Genomic DNA, 17,951 nt, shown 5'->3' with positions numbered 1-17,951 from the left:
GGAAATGGTTCGTTGTCCGGGAGCTCATGTTCGTTATACGGACCGAAAATCTTCGCCGCTCTCCCCGTGCCACGTCCGCCACAGTGCCGCGTACGAGCCGTCCGCCGACACCAGGGCCTCGTGCGTGCCGAGTTCGGTGAGGCGGCCGTCCTCCATCACGGCGACCCGGTCCGCGTCGTGCGCGGTGTGCAGACGGTGGGCGATCGCGATGACCGTGCGGCCCTTCAGGACGGCGGCCAGGGCGCGCTCGGTGTGCCGGGCGGTCGTCGGGTCCAGCAGGGCCGTCGCCTCGTCCAGGATCAGCGTGTGCGGATCGGCCAGCACCACCCGGGCCAGGGCGAGTTGCTGGGCCTGCGAGCCGTCCGTACGACAACCGCCGCCGCCGCCGCCACCGCCACCGCCCCCGCCCTCGCCACTGGCCTCGCCACCGCTCCCGGCCCCGCTCTCGCCCAGCGCGGCGTCGAGGCCGCCGGGCAGCTCGCGGACCCAGTCGGCGGCGCCGACCGCGGCCAGTGCCGCCCACAACTCCTCGTCGCTCGCCGCCGGTTCGGCGATCAGCAGGTTGTCGCGGACCGTGCCGAGGAAGACATGGTGTTCCTGGGTGACCAGGACGACCTGCCGGCGCAGCGTCTCGGGCGCCAGCTCGGCGACCGGCGCCCCGCCCACCGTCACCGTGCCCGCGCTCGGCGCGTCCACGCCCGCGAGCAGCCGGCTCAGCGTCGTCTTGCCCGCGCCGGACGGGCCGACGACCGCGAGCCGCTCCCCGGGCCGCACCGTCAGATCGACCCCGCGCAGCACCTCGCCGCCGCGCTCATAGGCGTACCGCACGCCGGTGACGTCGATCCGGTCGTCCGCCGGGACGGGCGACGCACCCTCCGCTTCGGCGTGGGGCGCCCGGGCCAGGCCCTCCACCCGGGCGAACGAGGCGCCGCTGCTCTGCAGTTGCTCGACACGCACCAGGATCTGGTCGAGGGGCTCGGTGAACTGGCGCAGATACAGCGCGGCCGCGACCACCGCGCCCAGGCTCATCGCCCCCCGCCCATGCAGCGCCCCGCCCACCAGCAGCACTCCCGCCACCGGCAGCGCGTACGACACCTCCACCACCGGGAAGAACACCGTGCGCAGACGGAGCGTGCGGAAGCGGGTGCGGCGCGAGTTCTCCAGCGCGTCCTGGGTCGCCGCTGTCCGCCGCTCCCGCAGCCGGAACGCCTCCACCGTCCGCGCCCCGGCCGCGGTGGCCGCGATGATCTCGGCGACCTCCGAGGTGGCCGCGCCCTCCGCGAGATACGCCGTGCGCGCCCGCCGCAGATACCAGCGCAGCGCGAACCAGATCGGCGTCAGCGCGAGCACCCCGACCGCACCGAGCAGCGGATCGATCACGAACACCGCGCCGAGCGTGAACAGCGCCTGGACCGTGCAGACCAGCAGCTCGGGCCCGGCGTCCCGCAGCGTCGTGCCGACGGCCGCCACGTCGGCGGTGCCGCGCGTGGTCAGGTCCCCGGTCCCGGCCCGCTCCACGACCGACGCGGGCAGCGCCAGCGCCCGGCCGACGAACTCCTCCCGCACCCGTGCGAGGGTGCGTTCGCCGAAGCGGTGTCCCGCGTACCGGGCCCAGCGTGCCAGCAGCAACTGCGCGGTCGCGCAGACCAGGATGGTCGCCGCCAGCCGGTCCACCGGGCCGGTCCCGTGCCCGGCACGCACCTCGTCGATGATCCGTCCCAGCAGCCACGGCCCGGCGAGCCCGGCCCCCGCGGCGAGCACGTTCAGGGCGAGGACGCCGGGGAACGCCCGGCCGTCGGCGCGCACCAGCCGGGCCGCCGCCCGGCGCACGTCGGCGGCCTCGGCGACCGGCAGCCGGCCCGGTGCCCTGTCGGTCACCGTCATCGCAGGGCCTCCTTCGCTTCGGCGTCATCCGGCTCATCGGCGTCATCCGGCTCATCGGCGTCCCGCGCCACCAACTCCCGGTAGCCCGGCTCCTGTTCCAGCAGGTCGCGGTGGCGGCCGGTCGCCGCGACCTTCCCGTCGACCAGGTAGTGCACGGTGTCGGCCTGGTCGAGGACCAGCGGGGAGGTGGTGGTGACGACCGTGGTCCGGCCGGCCCGCGCCGCCCGCAGCCGTCGCGCGAGCGCCGCCTCCGTGTGCGCGTCCAGCGCCGACGTGGGCTCGACGGCCAGCAGCACCTCCGGATCGGCGAGCAGTGCCCGCATCAGCCGGACGCGCTGCCGCTGGCCCCCGGAGAGGCTGCGGCCCTGCGCGCTCACGGGCGAGTCGAGCCCCTTTGCCAGGCCCTGCACGATGTCGTCGGCCGCGGCCGCCCGCACCGCCCGGACGAGGTCCGCCGGGGAGGGCTCACCTCGTCCGGCGACCACCTCGCGCAGGGTCCCCGCGAACAGGTCGGCCTCGTGGTCGGCGACCAGGATCTGGGCCCTGACCTGCTCCAACGGCATGGCGTCCAGCCGTACCCCGCCCCAGGTGGCGTCCGAGGGGCCGTACCGGCCGAGCCGGTCAACGACGGCCGTCACCTCCGCGTGCCGCGCGCCGGCCAGCGCGGTCAGCCGGCCCGGAGTCGCCCGCACCCCCGACCCGGGGTCGTGCAGCACGGCCGGCTCGGCGGGCGCGTCGGCGGTCCCGGTGTCCGGGGCGGGCTCCAGCCGCAGCAGCCGGACCACCCGCCCGGCGGCCACCACGCCCCGGCTGAGCTCGTAGCCCATGTCGACGAGGAACGCCACCGGGCCGACCAGGACGGCGACATAGCCGTACACCGACACCAACTCGCCCACCGTCAGGTCCCCTTGGGCGGTGAGCCGGGCCGCCAGCCAGGTCACCACCGCGAGGAACAGCGTCGGCAGGCCCATCCCGAGCGCCTGCATCCAGCTGGTGACCGCGCCGACCCGGTAGCCCTGCGCTCGCAGCCGCTGCGAGTCACGGTTGAAGGCGTCCGCGAACAGCCCTTTGCCGCCGAGCCCGTTGAGCACGCGCAGCCCGCCCGCGAGGTCGCCGATCCGCGCGGTGAGGACGCCCTGCCGCTCCCGGTACTCGGCCTCCGCTCCCTGCAGCCGCGCCATCAGCGGCCCGACCAGCACCGCGATCACCGGCATCCCCAGCAGCACCACCGCCGCCAGCAGCGGCGACACGGACAGCAGCAGCCCGGCGACGAAGACGTACACGACGACCGAGCCGACGCCCGGTCCGATCACCGTCAGCGAGCCCGCGATGGTGTGCACGTCACCCACCCCGATGGTGACGACCTCCCCGGCCCCCACCTGCCGCGACAACCCGGCGCCGAGCCGCACCGTCTGCCGGACGACGACCTTGGTGGTGCGGAAGAAGCCGTCCATCCGCACCCGCGTCATCGTGCGGTGCCGCATGATGCTCACCCACGCGTTGAACGCGCCCACCGCGACCATGGCGGCCGTCCAGCCGGCCAGCACGGCCGTGTCACCGGGCTCCAGCCCGTCGTCCACCGCTCTCGACAGCAGGTACGGCTCCACGGCCATCAGCACCATCCAGACGCTGGCCAGTACCGCCCCCGTCAGCGACCGCCACGGCTGGCAGCGCACCAGCCACGCCAGATACGCCCAGCCGCCGCGGCAGTCGGGCGTGCCGGGATCCTCGTACGCGTCGATCATCCACTCGTCCTTCCGGCCCCCCGGCCCCCTGAATGTCTACGCCAGGCTGTCCCGCCAGGCCCGGTGCAGGTCCGCGAACCGGCCGGTGCCCGCGATCAGTTCGGCCGGGCTGCCGTCCTCCACGATCCGGCCGTGCTCCATGACCAGGACCCGGTCGGCGATCTCCACGGTCGACAGCCGGTGCGCGATCACCACCGCCGTACGGCCCTTCAGCACCGTCGCCATCGCCGCCTGCACCGCCCGCTCGCCCGGGACGTCGAGCGAGCTGGTCGCCTCGTCGAGGATCAGCACCGCCGGATCGGCGAGCAACGCCCTTGCGAAAGCCACCAGTTGACGCTGCCCGGCGGAGATACGGCCGCCGCGCTTGCGGACGTCGGTGTCGTAGCCGTCGGGCAGGGCGCTGATGAACTCGTGCGCGCCGATCGCCTTCGCGGCCCGCTCGACGTCCTCCCGGCTCGCGTCCGGCCGCCCGATGGAGATGTTCTCGGCGACCGTGCCGGAGAACAGGAACGCCTCCTGCGTCACCATGACCACCCCGCGCCGCAGCTCGGGCACCGGCAGCTCGCGCAGGTCGACCCCGTCCAGCAGCACCCGGCCCCGCGAGGGGTCGTAGAAGCGGGCGAGCAGCTTGGCCAGCGTGGACTTGCCGGCGCCGGTCGAGCCGACCACGGCGACGGTCTGCCCGGCGGGCAGGGTCAGGTCGAATCGGGGGAGGACCTCGCCGCCCGTGCGGTAGCCGAAGGAGACCCCGTCGAACACGACCTGCCGGCCGGGCTGTTCGCCGGCGAGCGCCGGGAGTTCCTTCGGCGCCGTGGGCTCCGGCACGGACGGCGTCTGCGCGAGCAGGCCGGCGATCTTCTCCAGCGAGGCGGCCGCCGACTGGTAGGAGTTGAGGAACATGCCGAGCCGGTCGATCGGGTCGTACAGCCGCCGCAGATAGAGCACCGCGGCCGCCAGCACCCCCAGCTCCAGCGAGTCGTCCGCGACCCGCATGGCGCCCCACAGCACGATCGCCGCGACCGCCGTGTTGGCGACCAGCCGCGACGCGACGACGTAGCGGGCCATCTCCAGCAGGGCGTCGCCGTTGCGCCGCTCGTGCCGCCGGTTCAGGACCCGGAAGCCGGCCTCGTTGACGGCCTCGCGGCGGAACGCGCGCACCGGCCGGATGCCGTTCATCGTCTCCACGAACTTCACGATCACCGCGGCGATCGCCGTGGACCGGGCGGTGAACACCCGGCCCGCGCGCCGCCGGTAGCTCCGGACGAGGAGGTACAGCGGCAGGAAAGACGCCACCGCGACGGCGCCCAGGCCCAGGTCAAGCCAGAGCAGCATCGCGGAGATGAACAGGAAGGACAGCACGACCGTCACGAGTTCCTGCAAGCCCTCGTTGAGGAGCTCGCGCAGGGCCTCCACGTCGCTGGTGGAGCGGGAGATGAGCCGGCCCGAGGTGTAGCGCTCGTGGAAGTCCAGGCTCAGCGCCTGCGCGTGCCGGAAGATCCGGCCGCGCAGGTCGAGCAGCACGTCCTGGTTGACGCGGGCGGAGACGATCAGGAACGCGTACTGCAGCGCGCCCGAGGCCAGCGCGCACAGCAGATAGCCGACGCCCACCGCGACCAGCGGTCCTCGGTCGTCGGCCCGGAACGCCGGTACGGCACGGTCGATGGCGTACGCCACCAGCAGCGGGCCCGCCTGCACGGCCGCCTGCTGGAGCAGCAGCAGAAGGGTGGTGAGGGCGACGCGCGCCCGCATGGGGGCCAGCAGGGACCGCAGCAGCGCGCCGGTGGCCCCGGGCGGGGTGGGCAGGACATCCCGGTCGAAGGGGTCGTCGGCGGAAGCCCGCAGGGGGGCCTCCTGGTCGTCGTCGGCGGTTTCGGGGGAGGCGGTGGCGGGGGCTGTCATCGGCGGTCGGCCTCCTGTTCCCCGGACAGGGTGGGGGACTGGTCTCCGGACATGAGGTGGGCGTACTCGGCGTTCGTGCGCAGCAGTTCGTGGTGGGTGCCGACGGCGGTGACCCGCCCGTCGGACAGCAGGGCGACGCGGTCGGCGAGGAGCACCGTGGACGGGCGGTGGGCCACGATCAGCGCGGTGGTGTCGGCGAGGACCTGCCGCAGCGCGGCCTCCACGGCGGCCTCGGTGTGCACGTCCAGTGCGGACAGCGGGTCGTCGAGGACGAGGAACCGGGGCCGTCCGACCACGGCTCTGGCCAGCGCGAGCCGCTGCCGCTGCCCGCCGGAGAGGCTGAGCCCCTGCTCGCCGACCTGGGTGTCGACGCCCTGCGGCAGGGTGCGCACGAACTCGGCCTGTGCCACCTCCAGGGCCCGCTCCAGCTCTTCGGCGCCCGCCCGGTCGTCCGCCCCCATGAGGACGTTCTCCCCGACGCTCGCGGAGAACAGGGTCGGTTCCTCGAAGGCGACGGCGACCCGCGCGCGCAGCTCCTCGCGGGGCATCGCCGTGATGTCCTCGCCGTCGAGTGTGATCCGCCCGGCGGTCACCTCGTGCAGCCGGGGGACGAGTGCCGTGAGGGTGGTCTTGCCGCTGCCGGTCGCCCCGACCAGCGCCATGGACTCACCGGGCCGGATGTGCAGGTCGACGCCGTCGAGGATGGGCCGGGAGTCGGGGGCCGCGTCGGGGTAGCGGAAGGTGACGTCGTGGAAACGCAGTCCGCCGCCGCCCTCGGAGCCGGACGCACGGTCGTCGAAGCCGCCGGGTTCCTCCGGCAGTTCGTCCATCACCTCGAAGTACCGTTCCGTGGCCGTGGCCGCCTCCTGACTCATCGCCAGCAGGAACCCGATGGAGTCCACCGGCCAGCGCAGCGCGAGCGCGGTGGACAGGAAGGCGACCAGGGTGCCCGCGGACAGCTCGCCGTCCGCCACCTGCACCGCCCCCAGCACCAGCGCGGCCCCGATCGCCAGTTCGGGCAGCGTCACGATCACGGCCCAGATCGTGGCCAGCAGCCGGGCCTTGCCCAGCTCGGTGCCGCGCAGCGTCGACGACAGTTCCCGGAAGGCCCGCGCCTGGCTGCGGTGCCGGCCGAAGCCCTTGATGATCCTGATCCCGAGGACGCTCTCCTCGACCACCGTCGTCAGGTCCCCGACCTGGTCCTGGGCGCGCCGCGCCACGACCGCGTACCGGCTCTCGAAGTACACGCACATCACGACGACGGGGATGGCCGGGCCGAGGATGACCAGCCCGAGCGTCCAGTCCTGGATCAGCATGATGACGACTCCGAGAAGGATCGTCACCGAGTTGACCAGCAGGAACGTCAGCGGAAAGGCGAGGAACATGCGCAGCAGCCCCAGGTCGGCCGTCGCCCGGGACAGCAGCTGCCCCGACGCCCACCGGTCGTGGAACGCCACCGGCAGCCGTTGCAGCCGCGCGTACAACTCGGCCCGCATCTCCGCCTCGACGTGCGACAGCGGACGCGCCACCAGCCAGCGCCGCGCCCCGAACAGCAGTGCCTCCGCGAACCCGAGCAGCAGCAGGCCGAGCGCGCCCAGCCAGACGCCGGCCGTGTCCCGGTCGGCCACGGGGCCGTCCACCATCCACTTCAGGACGAGCGGGATCACCAGGCCCGTACAGGAGGCGAGCACGGCGACGAAGGCGGCCGTGAACAGCCGTAGCCGTGCGGGACGCACGTACGGCCACAGGCGCAGCAGCGAGCGTACGGCGGAGCGGTCGGGGGTGGTGGTTGCACGTGTACTGGCCATCACCGCGAGCCTACGGACCGGCACTGACAACGCCCACCGAGTTTTGGCCGGACCGGACTCGGACGCTGGTCCTACGACTGCGTGTTCGAGCCGTTCGTTCGAGGGGTCGTACCGCCGTATCCACCGATCGGCTGATGTGCGGTGGAGCGAGCCGGCCGATGTGCGGGCCCGGCGCCGACCGGAACCCTGGTGACATGCCCGTCATCGAAGTCACCGAGCTGCGCAAGTCCTACGACGGCCGTGCGGTCGTCGACGGCGTGTCCTTCGCCGTCGAGGAGGGCGAGGTCTTCGGGATCCTCGGCCCGAACGGCGCCGGCAAGACCACCACCGTCGAGTGCGTCGAGGGTCTGCGCGTGCCGGACGCGGGCCGGGTCCGGGTCACCGGCCTCGACCCCGTCGCCGACCACGCGCGCGTGGCCCGCGTCCTCGGCGCCCAGCTCCAGCAGAGCGAACTGCAGCCCAAACTCACCGTCCGGGAGGCCCTGGAGCTGTACGCCTCCTTCTACCCGAGGCCGCTGGACTGGCGTCCGCTCGCCGAACGCCTCGGTCTGACCCCGAAGCTGTCCACCCGGTTCGCGAAGCTCTCCGGCGGCCAGAAGCAGCGCCTGTTCATCGCGCTCGCCCTGATCGGCGACCCGCGGATCGTCGTCCTGGACGAGCTGACCACCGGCCTGGACCCGCGCGCCCGCCGCGACACCTGGGAGCTCATCGAGGACGTGCGGGCAGGCGGGGTGACGGTCCTGCTGGTCACCCACTTCATGGAGGAGGCCCAGCGGCTGTGCGACCGGATCGCCGTGATCGACAAGGGGCGGGTGGCCGCCCTGGACACCCCGACGGGACTGATCCGGCGCTCGGCCGGGGCCACCGTCATCAGCTTCACCCCCTCCGCCCCGCTGGACGACCGTGACCTCGCCGTCCTCCCCGCGCTCGCGTCCGTCGAGCACAAGGACGGCCGTATCACCCTCTCCGGCACAGACGAGACGGTCAACGCCGTCATCACCCTCCTGGCCCGCCACCGCATCACCGCCCATCAGCTGCGCGTCCTGGACGCCACGCTCGACGACGCGTTCCTCGACCTGACGAAGGCCGAGACGAACGCCGACACGAAGGAGGGTGCGGCATGAGCACCGCCGTACTGAGGACCGAGGTCCGCCTCTTCCGCCGCGAACCCGGAGCCATCTTCTGGATCCTGCTCTTCCCGACCCTGCTGCTGGTGATCCTCGGTTCCATCCCGTCCTTCCGGGACCACCAGTCCGACCTCGGCGGTCTGCGCACCATCGACGTCTACGTCCCGGTCGCCGTGCTGCTCGGCATGATCGTCGGCGGTCTGCAGGCGATGCCGCAGACCCTCACCGGCTACCGGGAGCGCGGCATCCTGCGCCGGATGGCCACCACGCCGGTCCGGCCGAGCGCCCTGCTGTCCGCGCAGATGGTGGTGTACGGCGGTGCCGCCCTGGTCTCCGCGCTGCTCGCCCTCGCGGTCGGGCGGCTCGGCTTCGGTGTACGCCTGCCGCAACAGCCCCTCGGATACGTCCTCGCCCTGCTGCTGGCCGTTCTGGCCGCCCTTGCTCTCGGATCGGTGGTGGCGGCCCTGTCCCGTACGACGAAGATCGCGGGCGCGATCGGTTCGGCCGTGTTCTTCCCGTCGATGTTCTGCGCCGGCGTGTGGGCGCCGGTGCAGTCCATGCCGCACCTGCTCGCCCGGATCGTCGGCTACACCCCGTTCGGGGCGGCCGCGCAGGCACTGAACCAGGCGGCGGCCGGGCACTGGCCGGGCTGGAGCCACCTGGGCGTGCTGGCGGTGTGGATCCTGCTGCTGACGGGTGCGGCAAGTCGCTGGTTCCGCTGGGAGTAGGGGCGGTTCCGTGCAGACTGGGGACATGACCGCGGTGGACAGCCAGATCGACCGGCGCTGGGACCAACTGCACACCTGGGGGCCGTACGCGCTGCTCTGCATCGGCCTCGTCCCCGCGCTCGCGACCGCCGACCCCCATGCCTCCCCGGCCAAGTGGTACACCGCCTGGGCCCTGCTCGGCACGGCGGTCGCGCTCCAGCTGTGGTGGCACGGCGTGCGGGTGCGCCGGCCCGGCCGCGGCCGTACGCCGTCCCGGACCGGGACGGCGTACTACGTCGTCCGCTGGGCCCTCGCCTTCGTCCTCACCTGGATCAACCCGTTCTTCGCGTTCTACGCCGCCGCCGGCTACATGGACGCCGACGAGACGATCCCGGGCAGGCGGTGGCAGCGGCTCGGGCTGCTGGCGAGCGCGGTCACCGTGGCCGGCGCGCAGGCCGGCGGGATGCCGTTCGGGAGCGGGGTGCAGTGGGCCGTCTTCGGCGCGCTGCTGGTCGCCAACTCGGGCCTGCAGATGGTGGTCGCCCATCTCACCGAGCAGGAGATGCAGCGGGCCCGCGAACGCACCGCGACCATCGCCGAACTCGAACGCACCAACGCCGCCCTGCAGCAGGCCCTCGATGAGAACGCCGCCCTTCACGCCCAACTCCTCGTCCAGGCACGGGAGGCCGGGGTCGCCGACGAACGGCGGCGGCTCGCCGCCGAGATCCACGACACCATCGCCCAGGGCCTGACCGGCATCATCGCCCAGCTCCAGGTCGTCGCGAACACGCCCGACCGGGACCAGGCCCGCGAACACACCGACCGCGCCATGGACCTGGCCCGGCATAGCCTCGGCGAGGCCCGTCGCTCCGTGCACAACCTGGCCCCGGTGGCGCTGGAGAACGACGGACTGCCCGAGGCCCTGAAGAAGACGGTCGTCGAATGGGGCGAACGCACCGGCGTACGCGCCGAGTTCACGATCACGGGCACGGCCGAGCAGCTCCACGACGAGATCGCCGCCACCCTGCTGCGCATCGCCCAGGAGGCCCTCTCCAACGCGTCGCGGCACGCCGGGGCGACCCGGGTCGGCGTCACCCTCTCCTACCTGGGCGACGAGGTCATCCTCGACATCCGCGACGACGGCGTCGGCTTCGCCCCCGACGCCGTGCGCACCCGCCCCCGCACCCGGACGGGCGGCTTCGGCCTCGACGGCATGCGGGCCCGCGCCGAACGCGTCTCGGGCGCCCTGACCGTCGAGTCCGCCCCGGGGCAGGGCACGGCGCTGTCGGCTCACGTACCGTTGATCCGCCATGAGTGACGCACCCCTGATCACGCTGCTGATCGTCGACGACCATCCCGTCGTACGGGACGGTCTGCGCGGCATGTTCGAGTCCGCCGCCGGCTTCACGGTCGTGGGCGAGGCGGCGAACGGAGTGGAGGCGGTGGCGACGGCGGCGACGGCCGACCCGGACGTGATCCTGATGGACCTCCGTATGCCGGGCGGCGGCGGGGTGGACGCCATCCGCGAACTGACCCGCCGCGGAGCGCGTTCGAAGATCCTGGTCCTGACGACCTACGACACCGACTCCGACACCCTCCCCGCGATCGAGGCGGGCGCGACGGGCTACCTGTTGAAGGACGCCCCCAGGGACGAGCTGTTCACGGCGGTCCGGGCGGCGGCGGAAGGCCGTACGGTGCTGTCGCCCGCCGTGGCCACCCGCCTGGTCTCCGCGGTCCGCACGCCCCGGGCACCCGCGGCCGAGCCTCTCTCGGCCCGCGAACACGAGGTCCTCACCCTGGTCGCCAAGGGCACGTCCAACCGCGAGATCGCCCGCGAGCTGTTCATCAGCGAGGCCACCGTCAAAACCCATCTCACCCATCTGTACGCCAAGTTGGGCGTCAACGACCGCGCGGCAGCGGTGGCGACGGCGTACGAGCGGGGGATCCTGGGCCGGGGGCGGCGGTGAGCGCGCGACGCGGCGGTTCGTGAACTCGCCCCCTCACCCCACCACCCGCAACAACAGCACCGCCCGCCCCGGCACCGTCACCGCCACCCCCGCCGGATGCGTCACCCCCGGCGCCTCCCCCTGCTCCTCGCTCGACGTGTCGACGACCACCTCGTACCGCTCCGCCCACGGCGGCCCCGGCAGGACGAAGTCCACCGGAGTGTCACCGGCGTGCAGGACGGCGAGAAAGCTGTCGTCGGTGATCGGCGCGCCCTGTTCGTCGCGGCCGGGGATGTCCCGCCCCGAGAGGTACATGCCGAGGGTCGCGGCGGGGGCGTACCAGTCGCCCTCCGTCATCTCCGTGCCCCGTTCGGTGAACCAGGCCAGGTCCCGCAGCCCGTCCGCCGAGTGCGCCCGCCCGGAGAAGAAGGCCCGGCGGCGCAGCACCGGGTGCCGGTGGCGCAGGGCGATCAGCCGCGACGTGAGGTCGAAGAGCGCCCGCCAGCCGGGCTCCTCCAGCAGGCCCCAGTCCAGCCAGCTGGTCTCGTTGTCCTGGCAGTAGGCGTTGTTGTTGCCCTGCTGGGTGCGTCCGAGCTCGTCGCCCGCGACCAGCATCGGCACGCCCGTCGACAGCAGCAGGGTCGTCAGCAGGTTCCTCAACTGCCGTCGCCGCAGGGCCAGTACGCGCTCGTCGGCGGTGTCGCCCTCGGCCCCGCAGTTGAAGGAGCGGTTGTCGTTCGTGCCGTCCCGGTTGCCTTCGCCGTTGGCCTCGTTGTGCTTGCGCTCGTAGGACACCAGGTCGCGGAGGGTGAAGCCGTCGTGCGCCGTCACGAAGTTGACCGACGCGTACGGGCGCCGGCCGCCCCACGCGTACAGGTCGCTGGAACCCGACAGGCGATAGCCCATCTCCCGTACGTCCGGCAGCGCGTGCCGCCAGAAGTCGCGTACGGCGTCGCGGTAGCGGTCGTTCCACTCCGTCCACAGGGGCGGGAAGGCGCCGACCTGGTAGCCGCCCGAGCCCACGTCCCACGGTTCCGCGATCAGCTTCACCCGCCGGAGCACCGGGTCCTGCGCGATCACCGCGAGGAACGGGGACAGCATGTCGACGTCGTGCATGGAGCGGGCCAGCGCCGCCGCCAGGTCGAAGCGGAAGCCGTCCACGCCCATCTCCGTCACCCAGTAGCGCAGCGAGTCGGTGATCAGCCTCAGGACATGGGGCTGGACGACGTGCAGGGTGTTTCCGCAGCCCGTGTAGTCGGCGTAACGGCGGGCGTCCGACTGGAGGCGGTAGTAGCCGCGGTTGTCGATGCCCTTCAGCGACAGGGTCGGGCCCAGTTCGCCGGCCTCAGCCGTGTGGTTGTAGACGACGTCGAGGATCACCTCGATCCCGGCCGCGTGCAGCGCGCGCACCATCCGCTTGAACTCGCCGACCTGCTGCCCCGTCGTCCCGGTGGCCGAGTAGGCGGCGTGCGGGGCGAAGTAGCCGATCGAGTTGTAGCCCCAGTAGTTCTTCATGCCGCGGCGCAGCAGATGGTCCTCGTGGGCGAACTGGTGGACCGGCAGCAGCTCCACCGCCGTCACACCCAGCCTCACCAGGTGGTCCACGGCCGCCGGATGGGCCAGTCCGGCGTACGTGCCACGCAGGTGCTCCGGAATCCCCGGGTGCCGTCGGGTGAAGCCGCGCACATGGAGCTCGTAGATGACCGAGTCCGCCCAGGGGGTCTTCGGACGGCGGTCGTCGGCCCAGTCGTCGTCATCGTGCACGACGACGCCCTTCGGGACGTGCGGTGCCGAGTCCCGTTCGTCGCGGACGGTGTCGGCGACCTGCTGCTGGGGCCAGTCCCGGACGTGCCCGTACACCTCCGGCGGCAGCCTGCTGTAATCATTTCCTTTGGCGCCGTCCACCGCGCGGGCGTACGGGTCCAGGAGCAGCTTCGCCGGGTTCCAGCGGGCGCCGGTCCACGGGTCCCAGCGGCCGTGCACCCGGAAGCCGTAGCGCTGGCCCGGCATCACGCCCGGCACGAAGCCGTGCCAGATCTCGTGCGTGAGTTCGGTGAGCGGGGCGCGGGTCTCCCGTCCCGCCTCGTCGAACAGGCACAGCTCGACCGCCTCCGCGCCCCCCGCCCACAGTGCGAAGTTGGTGCCCGCGACGCCGTCCGGACCGACCCGGAAGCGGGCGCCCAGCGGGGTGGGCGCGCCCGGCCGCACGGGTGGGCCCGGCACCTTGCGCGACGCACCGTTCACGACGGTGTCCGGCGCGGCGCGCTTCGCCGCCACCGCCTCCTGCTCGGCTGCGCTGGACACCGGCTCGCCTCCCGCGGCTCATGGAACGACGTGGGCAAAGAGCGCGCGGTGTCCCGCCGCGGCTCCCCGTGATGTCGTCCTCCCCCCCATTTCTGCCCAGAGCGGCCCTCGCACTCACGTTTCCCCGGGGCGTGCCCGGTCGTTGGGCACCCCGTGAGGCACGTACATGGGCGCGCACGGCGCGCGGGGGTCGCACTGGCCGCCGTACTGACATGGGCAGGACTACTGGCCGGGGCCGCCGGCTGCACCGGCGGAGACAGCCGGAGCGGCATCGACCGGATGCTCGGCAAACCCCCGGCTCCCGAGGACGTCATCCGCGTCACCCCGGCGGACGGCGCCAAGGGCGTGCGGCCGGGGGAGGGGCTGCGGGTGCGGGTGCCCGACGGGCGGCTGGAGTCGGTGAAGGTCGTCCGCTCGCAGGACGCGCAGGAGGCCGAGGTGCCGGGCAAGGTCGCCGCGGACGGCCTGAGCTGGCGGCCGGACGACGACCGGCTCGGGCTCGCCGCCCGCTACACCGTCGACGTCGTGGCGGTGGACGGCGACGGCAACCGCTCGGCCCGGCACAGCACGTTCACCACTTACGTCCCCGGGGAGCGCTTCATCGGCTACGTCACCCCCGACAACCGCGCCGTCGTCGGCACCGGCATGATCGTCTCGCTGGAGTTCAACCGGGAGATCGAGAACCGGGCCGCGGTCGAACGCGCCGTACGGGTCACGGCCGAGCCGGCGGTGGAGATCCGGCCGCACTGGTTCGGCGCCACCCGCCTCGACTTCCGCCCCGAGCGGTACTGGGCGCCCGGCACCCGCGTCACCGTCGCGCTCGGCCTGCGCGACGTCGAGGGGGCGCCCGGCGTCTACGGGCTGCAGCGCAAGTCGTTCTCGTTCACCGTCGGGCGCAGCCAGGTCTCCCTGGTCGACGCGGCCGAGCACACCATGCAGGTGCGGCGTGACGGCGAACTGCTGACCACCGTGCCGATCACCGCCGGGGCGCCGAAGAACACCACCTACAACGGCAAGATGGTGGTGACCGAGATGCTGGAACTGACCCGGATGAACGGCGCCACCGTCGGCTTCAAGAAGGCCGACGGCAAGGGCGAGTACGACATCCCGGACGTGCCGCACGCCATGCGGCTGACCAACTCCGGCACCTTCCTGCACGGCAACTACTGGGCCGAGGAGGACGTCTTCGGCAACGCCAACGTCAGCCACGGCTGCGTGGGGCTGAGGGACGTCAAGGGCGGCAGCTCGGACACGCCCGCGGGCTGGTTCTTCGACCGCAGCCTCGTCGGGGACGTCGTCGAGGTCGTCCACAGCAAGGACAAGCAGGTCGCTCCCGACAACGGACTCGGCGGCTGGAACCTGAGCTGGAAGGAGTGGATCGCGGGCAGTGCCGTGAAATGACCTTGCCGAAATGGCTTCGTTCCCTGTGCAACCTTCCCCGTGTTCGCACAGTCCTAGTTGGGACTGAACGGTGACAATCTTGGCCCGTCCAGGCCGTTGACCTTGTGGTTAGTATGCGGCGAACGCGGGGGACGCGTCGCGGTGCGGGTCCGGTCGGGCCCGGGGGAGTGGGGAGAACGACTTTGAACGTGCGACCGATATCGGGGGCGTCGGTTGGGGGGCGCCCGCGCGGCCGCGACAAGCGGCTGGCGCTGATCGCCGGAGGCCTGCTGTTGGCCGTCACGGCGTGCGGTGGCGGTGGGAACTCGGACGCCGGGGCCGACGCCAAGGACGCGGGCGGCAAGGGGGCTTCCGCCGCCGCCGAGAGCAAGCAGTCGGAGGCGGTCGTCACGATCGCCCCGAAGACCGGGGCCAAGGACGTCGACACCAGCGGCACGCTGAAGGTCACCGCCGCCAAGGGCAAACTGACCGAGGTGACGGTCAAGGACACCAAGGGCCGGAAGATCGACGGCGCGATCTCGGCCGACGGAGCCGGCTGGACGCCCGCCACCCACCTTTCCGCGTCCACCGCGTACCAGGTGCACGCGGTCGCCAAGGACGCAGAGGGCCGGACGGCCGCCGAGGACTCGTCCTTCACCACGCTGAGCCCGCAGAACACCTTCGTCGGCAACTTCACGCCCGAGGACGGCTCGACGGTCGGCGTCGGCATGCCGTTCTCGGTCAACTTCACGCGCGGCATCACCAAGCCGGCCGACGTCGAGAAGGCCATCAAGATCACGACCGTGCCGGCCGTCGAGGTCGAGGGCCACTGGTTCGGCAACGACCGCCTGGACTTCCGCCCGGAGAAGTACTGGAAGGCCGGCACCAAGGTGACCGTCGAGCTGAACCTCGACGGCGTCGAGGGCCGCAAGGGCGTCTACGGCAAGCAGTCCAAGACGGTGTCCTTCACCATCGGCCGCAACCAGGTGTCCATCGTGGACGCCAAGAAGCACACGATGAAGGTCATGCAGGAGGGCAAGGTCGTCAGGACCATCCCGGTCACCACCGGCAAGCCCGGCTACGCGACCTGGAACGGCCAGATGGTGATGAGCGAGAAGTTCACCGTGACCCGGATGAACGGCGACACCGTCGGCTACGACGGCGAGTACGACATCAAGGACGTCCCGCACGCCATCCGCCTGACCAACTCCGGCACCTTCGTGCACGGCAACTACTGGGGCGGCGACGCCTTCGGCAACTACAACGCCAGCCACGGCTGCATCGGCCTGCGGGACGTGCGCGGCGGCTACGACAGCTCCGTGGCGGCCGCCTGGTTCTTCAACCACTCGATGGTCGGCGACGTGGTGACCGTGCAGAACTCCACCGACCCGACGGTCGACCCGGCCAACGGCCTCAACGGCTGGAACATCCCCTGGTCGGAGTGGAAGAAGTAACCGTCCCCTCTTCCCGGGTCCGGTGAACGGGTCCGGTGCCGTACGTCCTGTGACGCACGGCACCGGACCCGTAGTCGTTAGTGATGGTTAACCTGCTGCCATGACCGTGAATCTCGAAGTCGCCGAAGGCGTCGGCACCATCCGCCTCGACCGCCCGCCCATGAACGCGCTGGACATCGCCACCCAGGACCGGCTCAAGGAGCTCGCCGAGGAGGCGGCCCGCCGTGACGACGTACGCGCGGTCGTCGTGTACGGCGGTGAGAAGGTGTTCGCGGCGGGCGCGGACATCAAGGAGATGCAGGGGATGGACCACACCGCGATGGTCCTGCGCGCCCGCGCCCTGCAGGAGTCCTTCACGGCGGTGGCCCGCATCCCCAAGCCGGTCGTGGCGGCCGTCACCGGATACGCGCTGGGCGGCGGCTGCGAGCTCGCGCTGTGCGCGGACTTCCGCATCGCCGGGGACAACGCCAAGCTGGGCCAGCCGGAGATCCTGCTCGGGCTGATCCCCGGCGCCGGCGGCACCCAGCGCCTGGCCCGGCTGATCGGCCCCTCCAAGGCCAAGGACCTCGTCTTCACGGGCCGGATGGTGAAGGCCGACGAGGCGCTGACGCTGGGCCTGGTGGACCGGGTGGTGCCGGCGGCCGACGTGTACACGGAGGCGCACGCCTGGGCGGCGAAGCTGGCGCAGGGGCCGGCGATCGCGCTGCGCGCGGCGAAGGAGTCGATCGACACCGGTCTGGACACGGACATCGAGACGGGCCTGGCGGTCGAACGCAACTGGTTCGCGGGCCTGTTCGCGACCGCCGACCGCGAGATCGGCATGCGCAGCTTCGTGGAGGACGGCCCAGGGAAGGCCAAGTTCCTGTGAGGGACGTCTCCTTCGGCATCCCCTGAAATCGCTTGCAATTGACGGGCCGTCTCACCCGGGTCCCTCGATGGGGCGGTTTATGGAAACCTTAAGGCGACCTTAAGCCTGCCCTGTCGAGGAAGCCTGGCGATTACCCCCGGATGGGCCGTCATCGCAGGTTGGTGCGGGTTTGATGGGGGATGGGCTGCCTCTGGCATATGCCGGGCGAAACATGCGGAATGGTAGGTTCCGGGGGGTGTATTCCGTCGGAACGCCTCCGTAGGGGACTCCGGGCGGCCATGATGGGGGCATGGCGGGGCTGGAGGGCATCGAACAGCCGCGGGGACAGGGCCGTGCGACCGCGGCGCGCTGGTCGCCTGCGGTCGAGGACGAACGGGCGCTCAGGGCGCTGGAGTTGTTCGGCAACCCGACGGAGGGCGAGGTCCAGCTGCCGTCCCGCCCGGAGTCCGCCGCCGCGGCCCGCCGGCTGGCCCAGGTCGTCGTCCTGCGCCACTGGGGACTGACCCCCAAGATGACGGAGGACGCGGTCCTCCTCGTCTCCGAACTCGTCGGCAACGCCGTACGGCACACCGGCGCCCGCGCCTTCGGGCTGAGGATGCGGCGCCGACGCGGCTGGATCCGCGTCGAGGTCCGCGATCCCTCCCGGGGCCTGCCCTGTCTGATGCCGGTCCAGGAGTTGGACGTCAGCGGGCGGGGGCTGTTCCTCGTCGACAAGCTGTCCGACCGGTGGGGCGTGGACCTGTTGCCGCGGGGGAAGACGACGTGGTTCGAGATGCGGGTCGCCGACCGGTAGGCGGCGGTGCCGACCGCGGCGCCGGCCGCGTCCGCG

Annotated in this window: 13 protein-coding genes; 8 read left to right on the top strand and 5 right to left on the bottom strand. The window is 72.4% G+C overall.

Annotated features, from left to right (window positions below):
- Positions 1 to 33: 33 nt before the first annotated feature.
- Genes ACIBTS_RS11130 through ACIBTS_RS11115 form a run of 4 tightly spaced genes read right to left on the bottom strand, consistent with a single transcriptional unit; the run spans position 34 to position 7,336 of the window.
- A complete protein-coding gene (locus ACIBTS_RS11130; protein ID WP_399318388.1) occupies positions 34 to 1,884 on the bottom strand; it encodes an ABC transporter ATP-binding protein in 1,851 nt (616 codons plus the stop codon).
- Complete coding sequence (locus ACIBTS_RS11125) at positions 1,881 to 3,629, bottom strand: ABC transporter transmembrane domain-containing protein (protein ID WP_399318386.1); 1,749 nt, start codon at positions 3,627 to 3,629, stop codon at positions 1,881 to 1,883. The genes ACIBTS_RS11130 and ACIBTS_RS11125 overlap by 4 nt, the downstream gene beginning before the upstream one ends.
- Before the next feature lie 36 nt (positions 3,630 to 3,665).
- Positions 3,666 to 5,528: an ABC transporter ATP-binding protein gene (locus ACIBTS_RS11120; RefSeq protein WP_399318384.1), complete on the bottom strand. Its 1,863-nt coding sequence runs from the start codon at positions 5,526 to 5,528 to the stop codon at positions 3,666 to 3,668.
- Positions 5,525 to 7,336 carry an ABC transporter ATP-binding protein gene (locus ACIBTS_RS11115; protein ID WP_399318382.1) on the bottom strand — a complete coding sequence of 604 codons (1,812 nt, stop codon included), beginning with the start codon at positions 7,334 to 7,336 and terminating at the stop codon, positions 5,525 to 5,527. The genes ACIBTS_RS11120 and ACIBTS_RS11115 overlap by 4 nt, the downstream gene beginning before the upstream one ends.
- Positions 7,337 to 7,530: 194 nt before the next feature.
- Here ACIBTS_RS11115 and ACIBTS_RS11110 point away from each other — a divergent pair, with 194 nt between their 5' ends.
- From ACIBTS_RS11110 to ACIBTS_RS11095, 4 genes are read left to right on the top strand one after another with little or no spacing between them, the layout of a single operon-like run.
- Positions 7,531 to 8,460 carry an ABC transporter ATP-binding protein gene (locus ACIBTS_RS11110; protein ID WP_399318380.1) on the top strand — a complete coding sequence of 310 codons (930 nt, stop codon included), beginning with the start codon at positions 7,531 to 7,533 and terminating at the stop codon, positions 8,458 to 8,460.
- Positions 8,457 to 9,191 (top strand): ABC transporter permease, encoded by a 735-nt coding sequence (locus tag ACIBTS_RS11105; RefSeq protein ID WP_399318378.1) that lies wholly within the window; start codon positions 8,457 to 8,459, stop codon positions 9,189 to 9,191. The genes ACIBTS_RS11110 and ACIBTS_RS11105 overlap by 4 nt, the downstream gene beginning before the upstream one ends.
- Before the next feature lie 25 nt (positions 9,192 to 9,216).
- Positions 9,217 to 10,488 carry a sensor histidine kinase gene (locus ACIBTS_RS11100; RefSeq protein WP_399318376.1) on the top strand — a complete coding sequence of 424 codons (1,272 nt, stop codon included), beginning with the start codon at positions 9,217 to 9,219 and terminating at the stop codon, positions 10,486 to 10,488.
- On the top strand, positions 10,481 to 11,137 hold the full coding sequence (locus ACIBTS_RS11095; protein ID WP_319676414.1) for a response regulator transcription factor: 657 nt from the start codon (positions 10,481 to 10,483) through the stop codon (positions 11,135 to 11,137). The genes ACIBTS_RS11100 and ACIBTS_RS11095 overlap by 8 nt, the downstream gene beginning before the upstream one ends.
- Positions 11,138 to 11,170: 33 nt before the next feature.
- Here the strand turns inward: ACIBTS_RS11095 and glgX are convergent, their stop codons facing one another.
- Positions 11,171 to 13,420 carry a glycogen debranching protein GlgX gene (gene glgX, locus ACIBTS_RS11090; protein ID WP_399318374.1) on the bottom strand — a complete coding sequence of 750 codons (2,250 nt, stop codon included), beginning with the start codon at positions 13,418 to 13,420 and terminating at the stop codon, positions 11,171 to 11,173.
- A 153-nt stretch (positions 13,421 to 13,573) separates the two neighbouring features.
- Between glgX and ACIBTS_RS11085 the strand changes: the two genes are divergently transcribed.
- The 4 genes from ACIBTS_RS11085 to ACIBTS_RS11070 all read left to right on the top strand — a co-directional run bounded on the left by ACIBTS_RS11085 (position 13,574) and on the right by ACIBTS_RS11070 (position 17,915).
- Complete coding sequence (locus tag ACIBTS_RS11085) at positions 13,574 to 14,821, top strand: Ig-like domain-containing protein (RefSeq protein ID WP_399318372.1); 1,248 nt, start codon at positions 13,574 to 13,576, stop codon at positions 14,819 to 14,821.
- A 182-nt stretch (positions 14,822 to 15,003) separates the two neighbouring features.
- Positions 15,004 to 16,254 carry an Ig-like domain-containing protein gene (locus ACIBTS_RS11080; protein ID WP_399318370.1) on the top strand — a complete coding sequence of 417 codons (1,251 nt, stop codon included), beginning with the start codon at positions 15,004 to 15,006 and terminating at the stop codon, positions 16,252 to 16,254.
- A 100-nt stretch (positions 16,255 to 16,354) separates the two neighbouring features.
- Complete coding sequence (locus ACIBTS_RS11075) at positions 16,355 to 17,122, top strand: enoyl-CoA hydratase-related protein (protein ID WP_319677013.1); 768 nt, start codon at positions 16,355 to 16,357, stop codon at positions 17,120 to 17,122.
- A gap of 289 nt (positions 17,123 to 17,411) precedes the next feature.
- Entirely contained in the window at positions 17,412 to 17,915 is a 504-nt protein-coding gene (locus ACIBTS_RS11070; RefSeq protein ID WP_334577101.1) for an ATP-binding protein, read from the top strand.
- The last annotated feature ends 36 nt before the right edge of the window (positions 17,916 to 17,951 follow it).

Origin of the sequence: Streptomyces sp. NPDC050121 (genome assembly GCF_044460385.1) — a bacterium.
In the GTDB taxonomy this organism is placed as follows: domain Bacteria; phylum Actinomycetota; class Actinomycetes; order Streptomycetales; family Streptomycetaceae; genus Streptomyces; species Streptomyces soliscabiei.
Note: the sequence above shows the minus strand (reverse complement) of the source record. Positions and strands in the feature narration are given on the sequence as shown.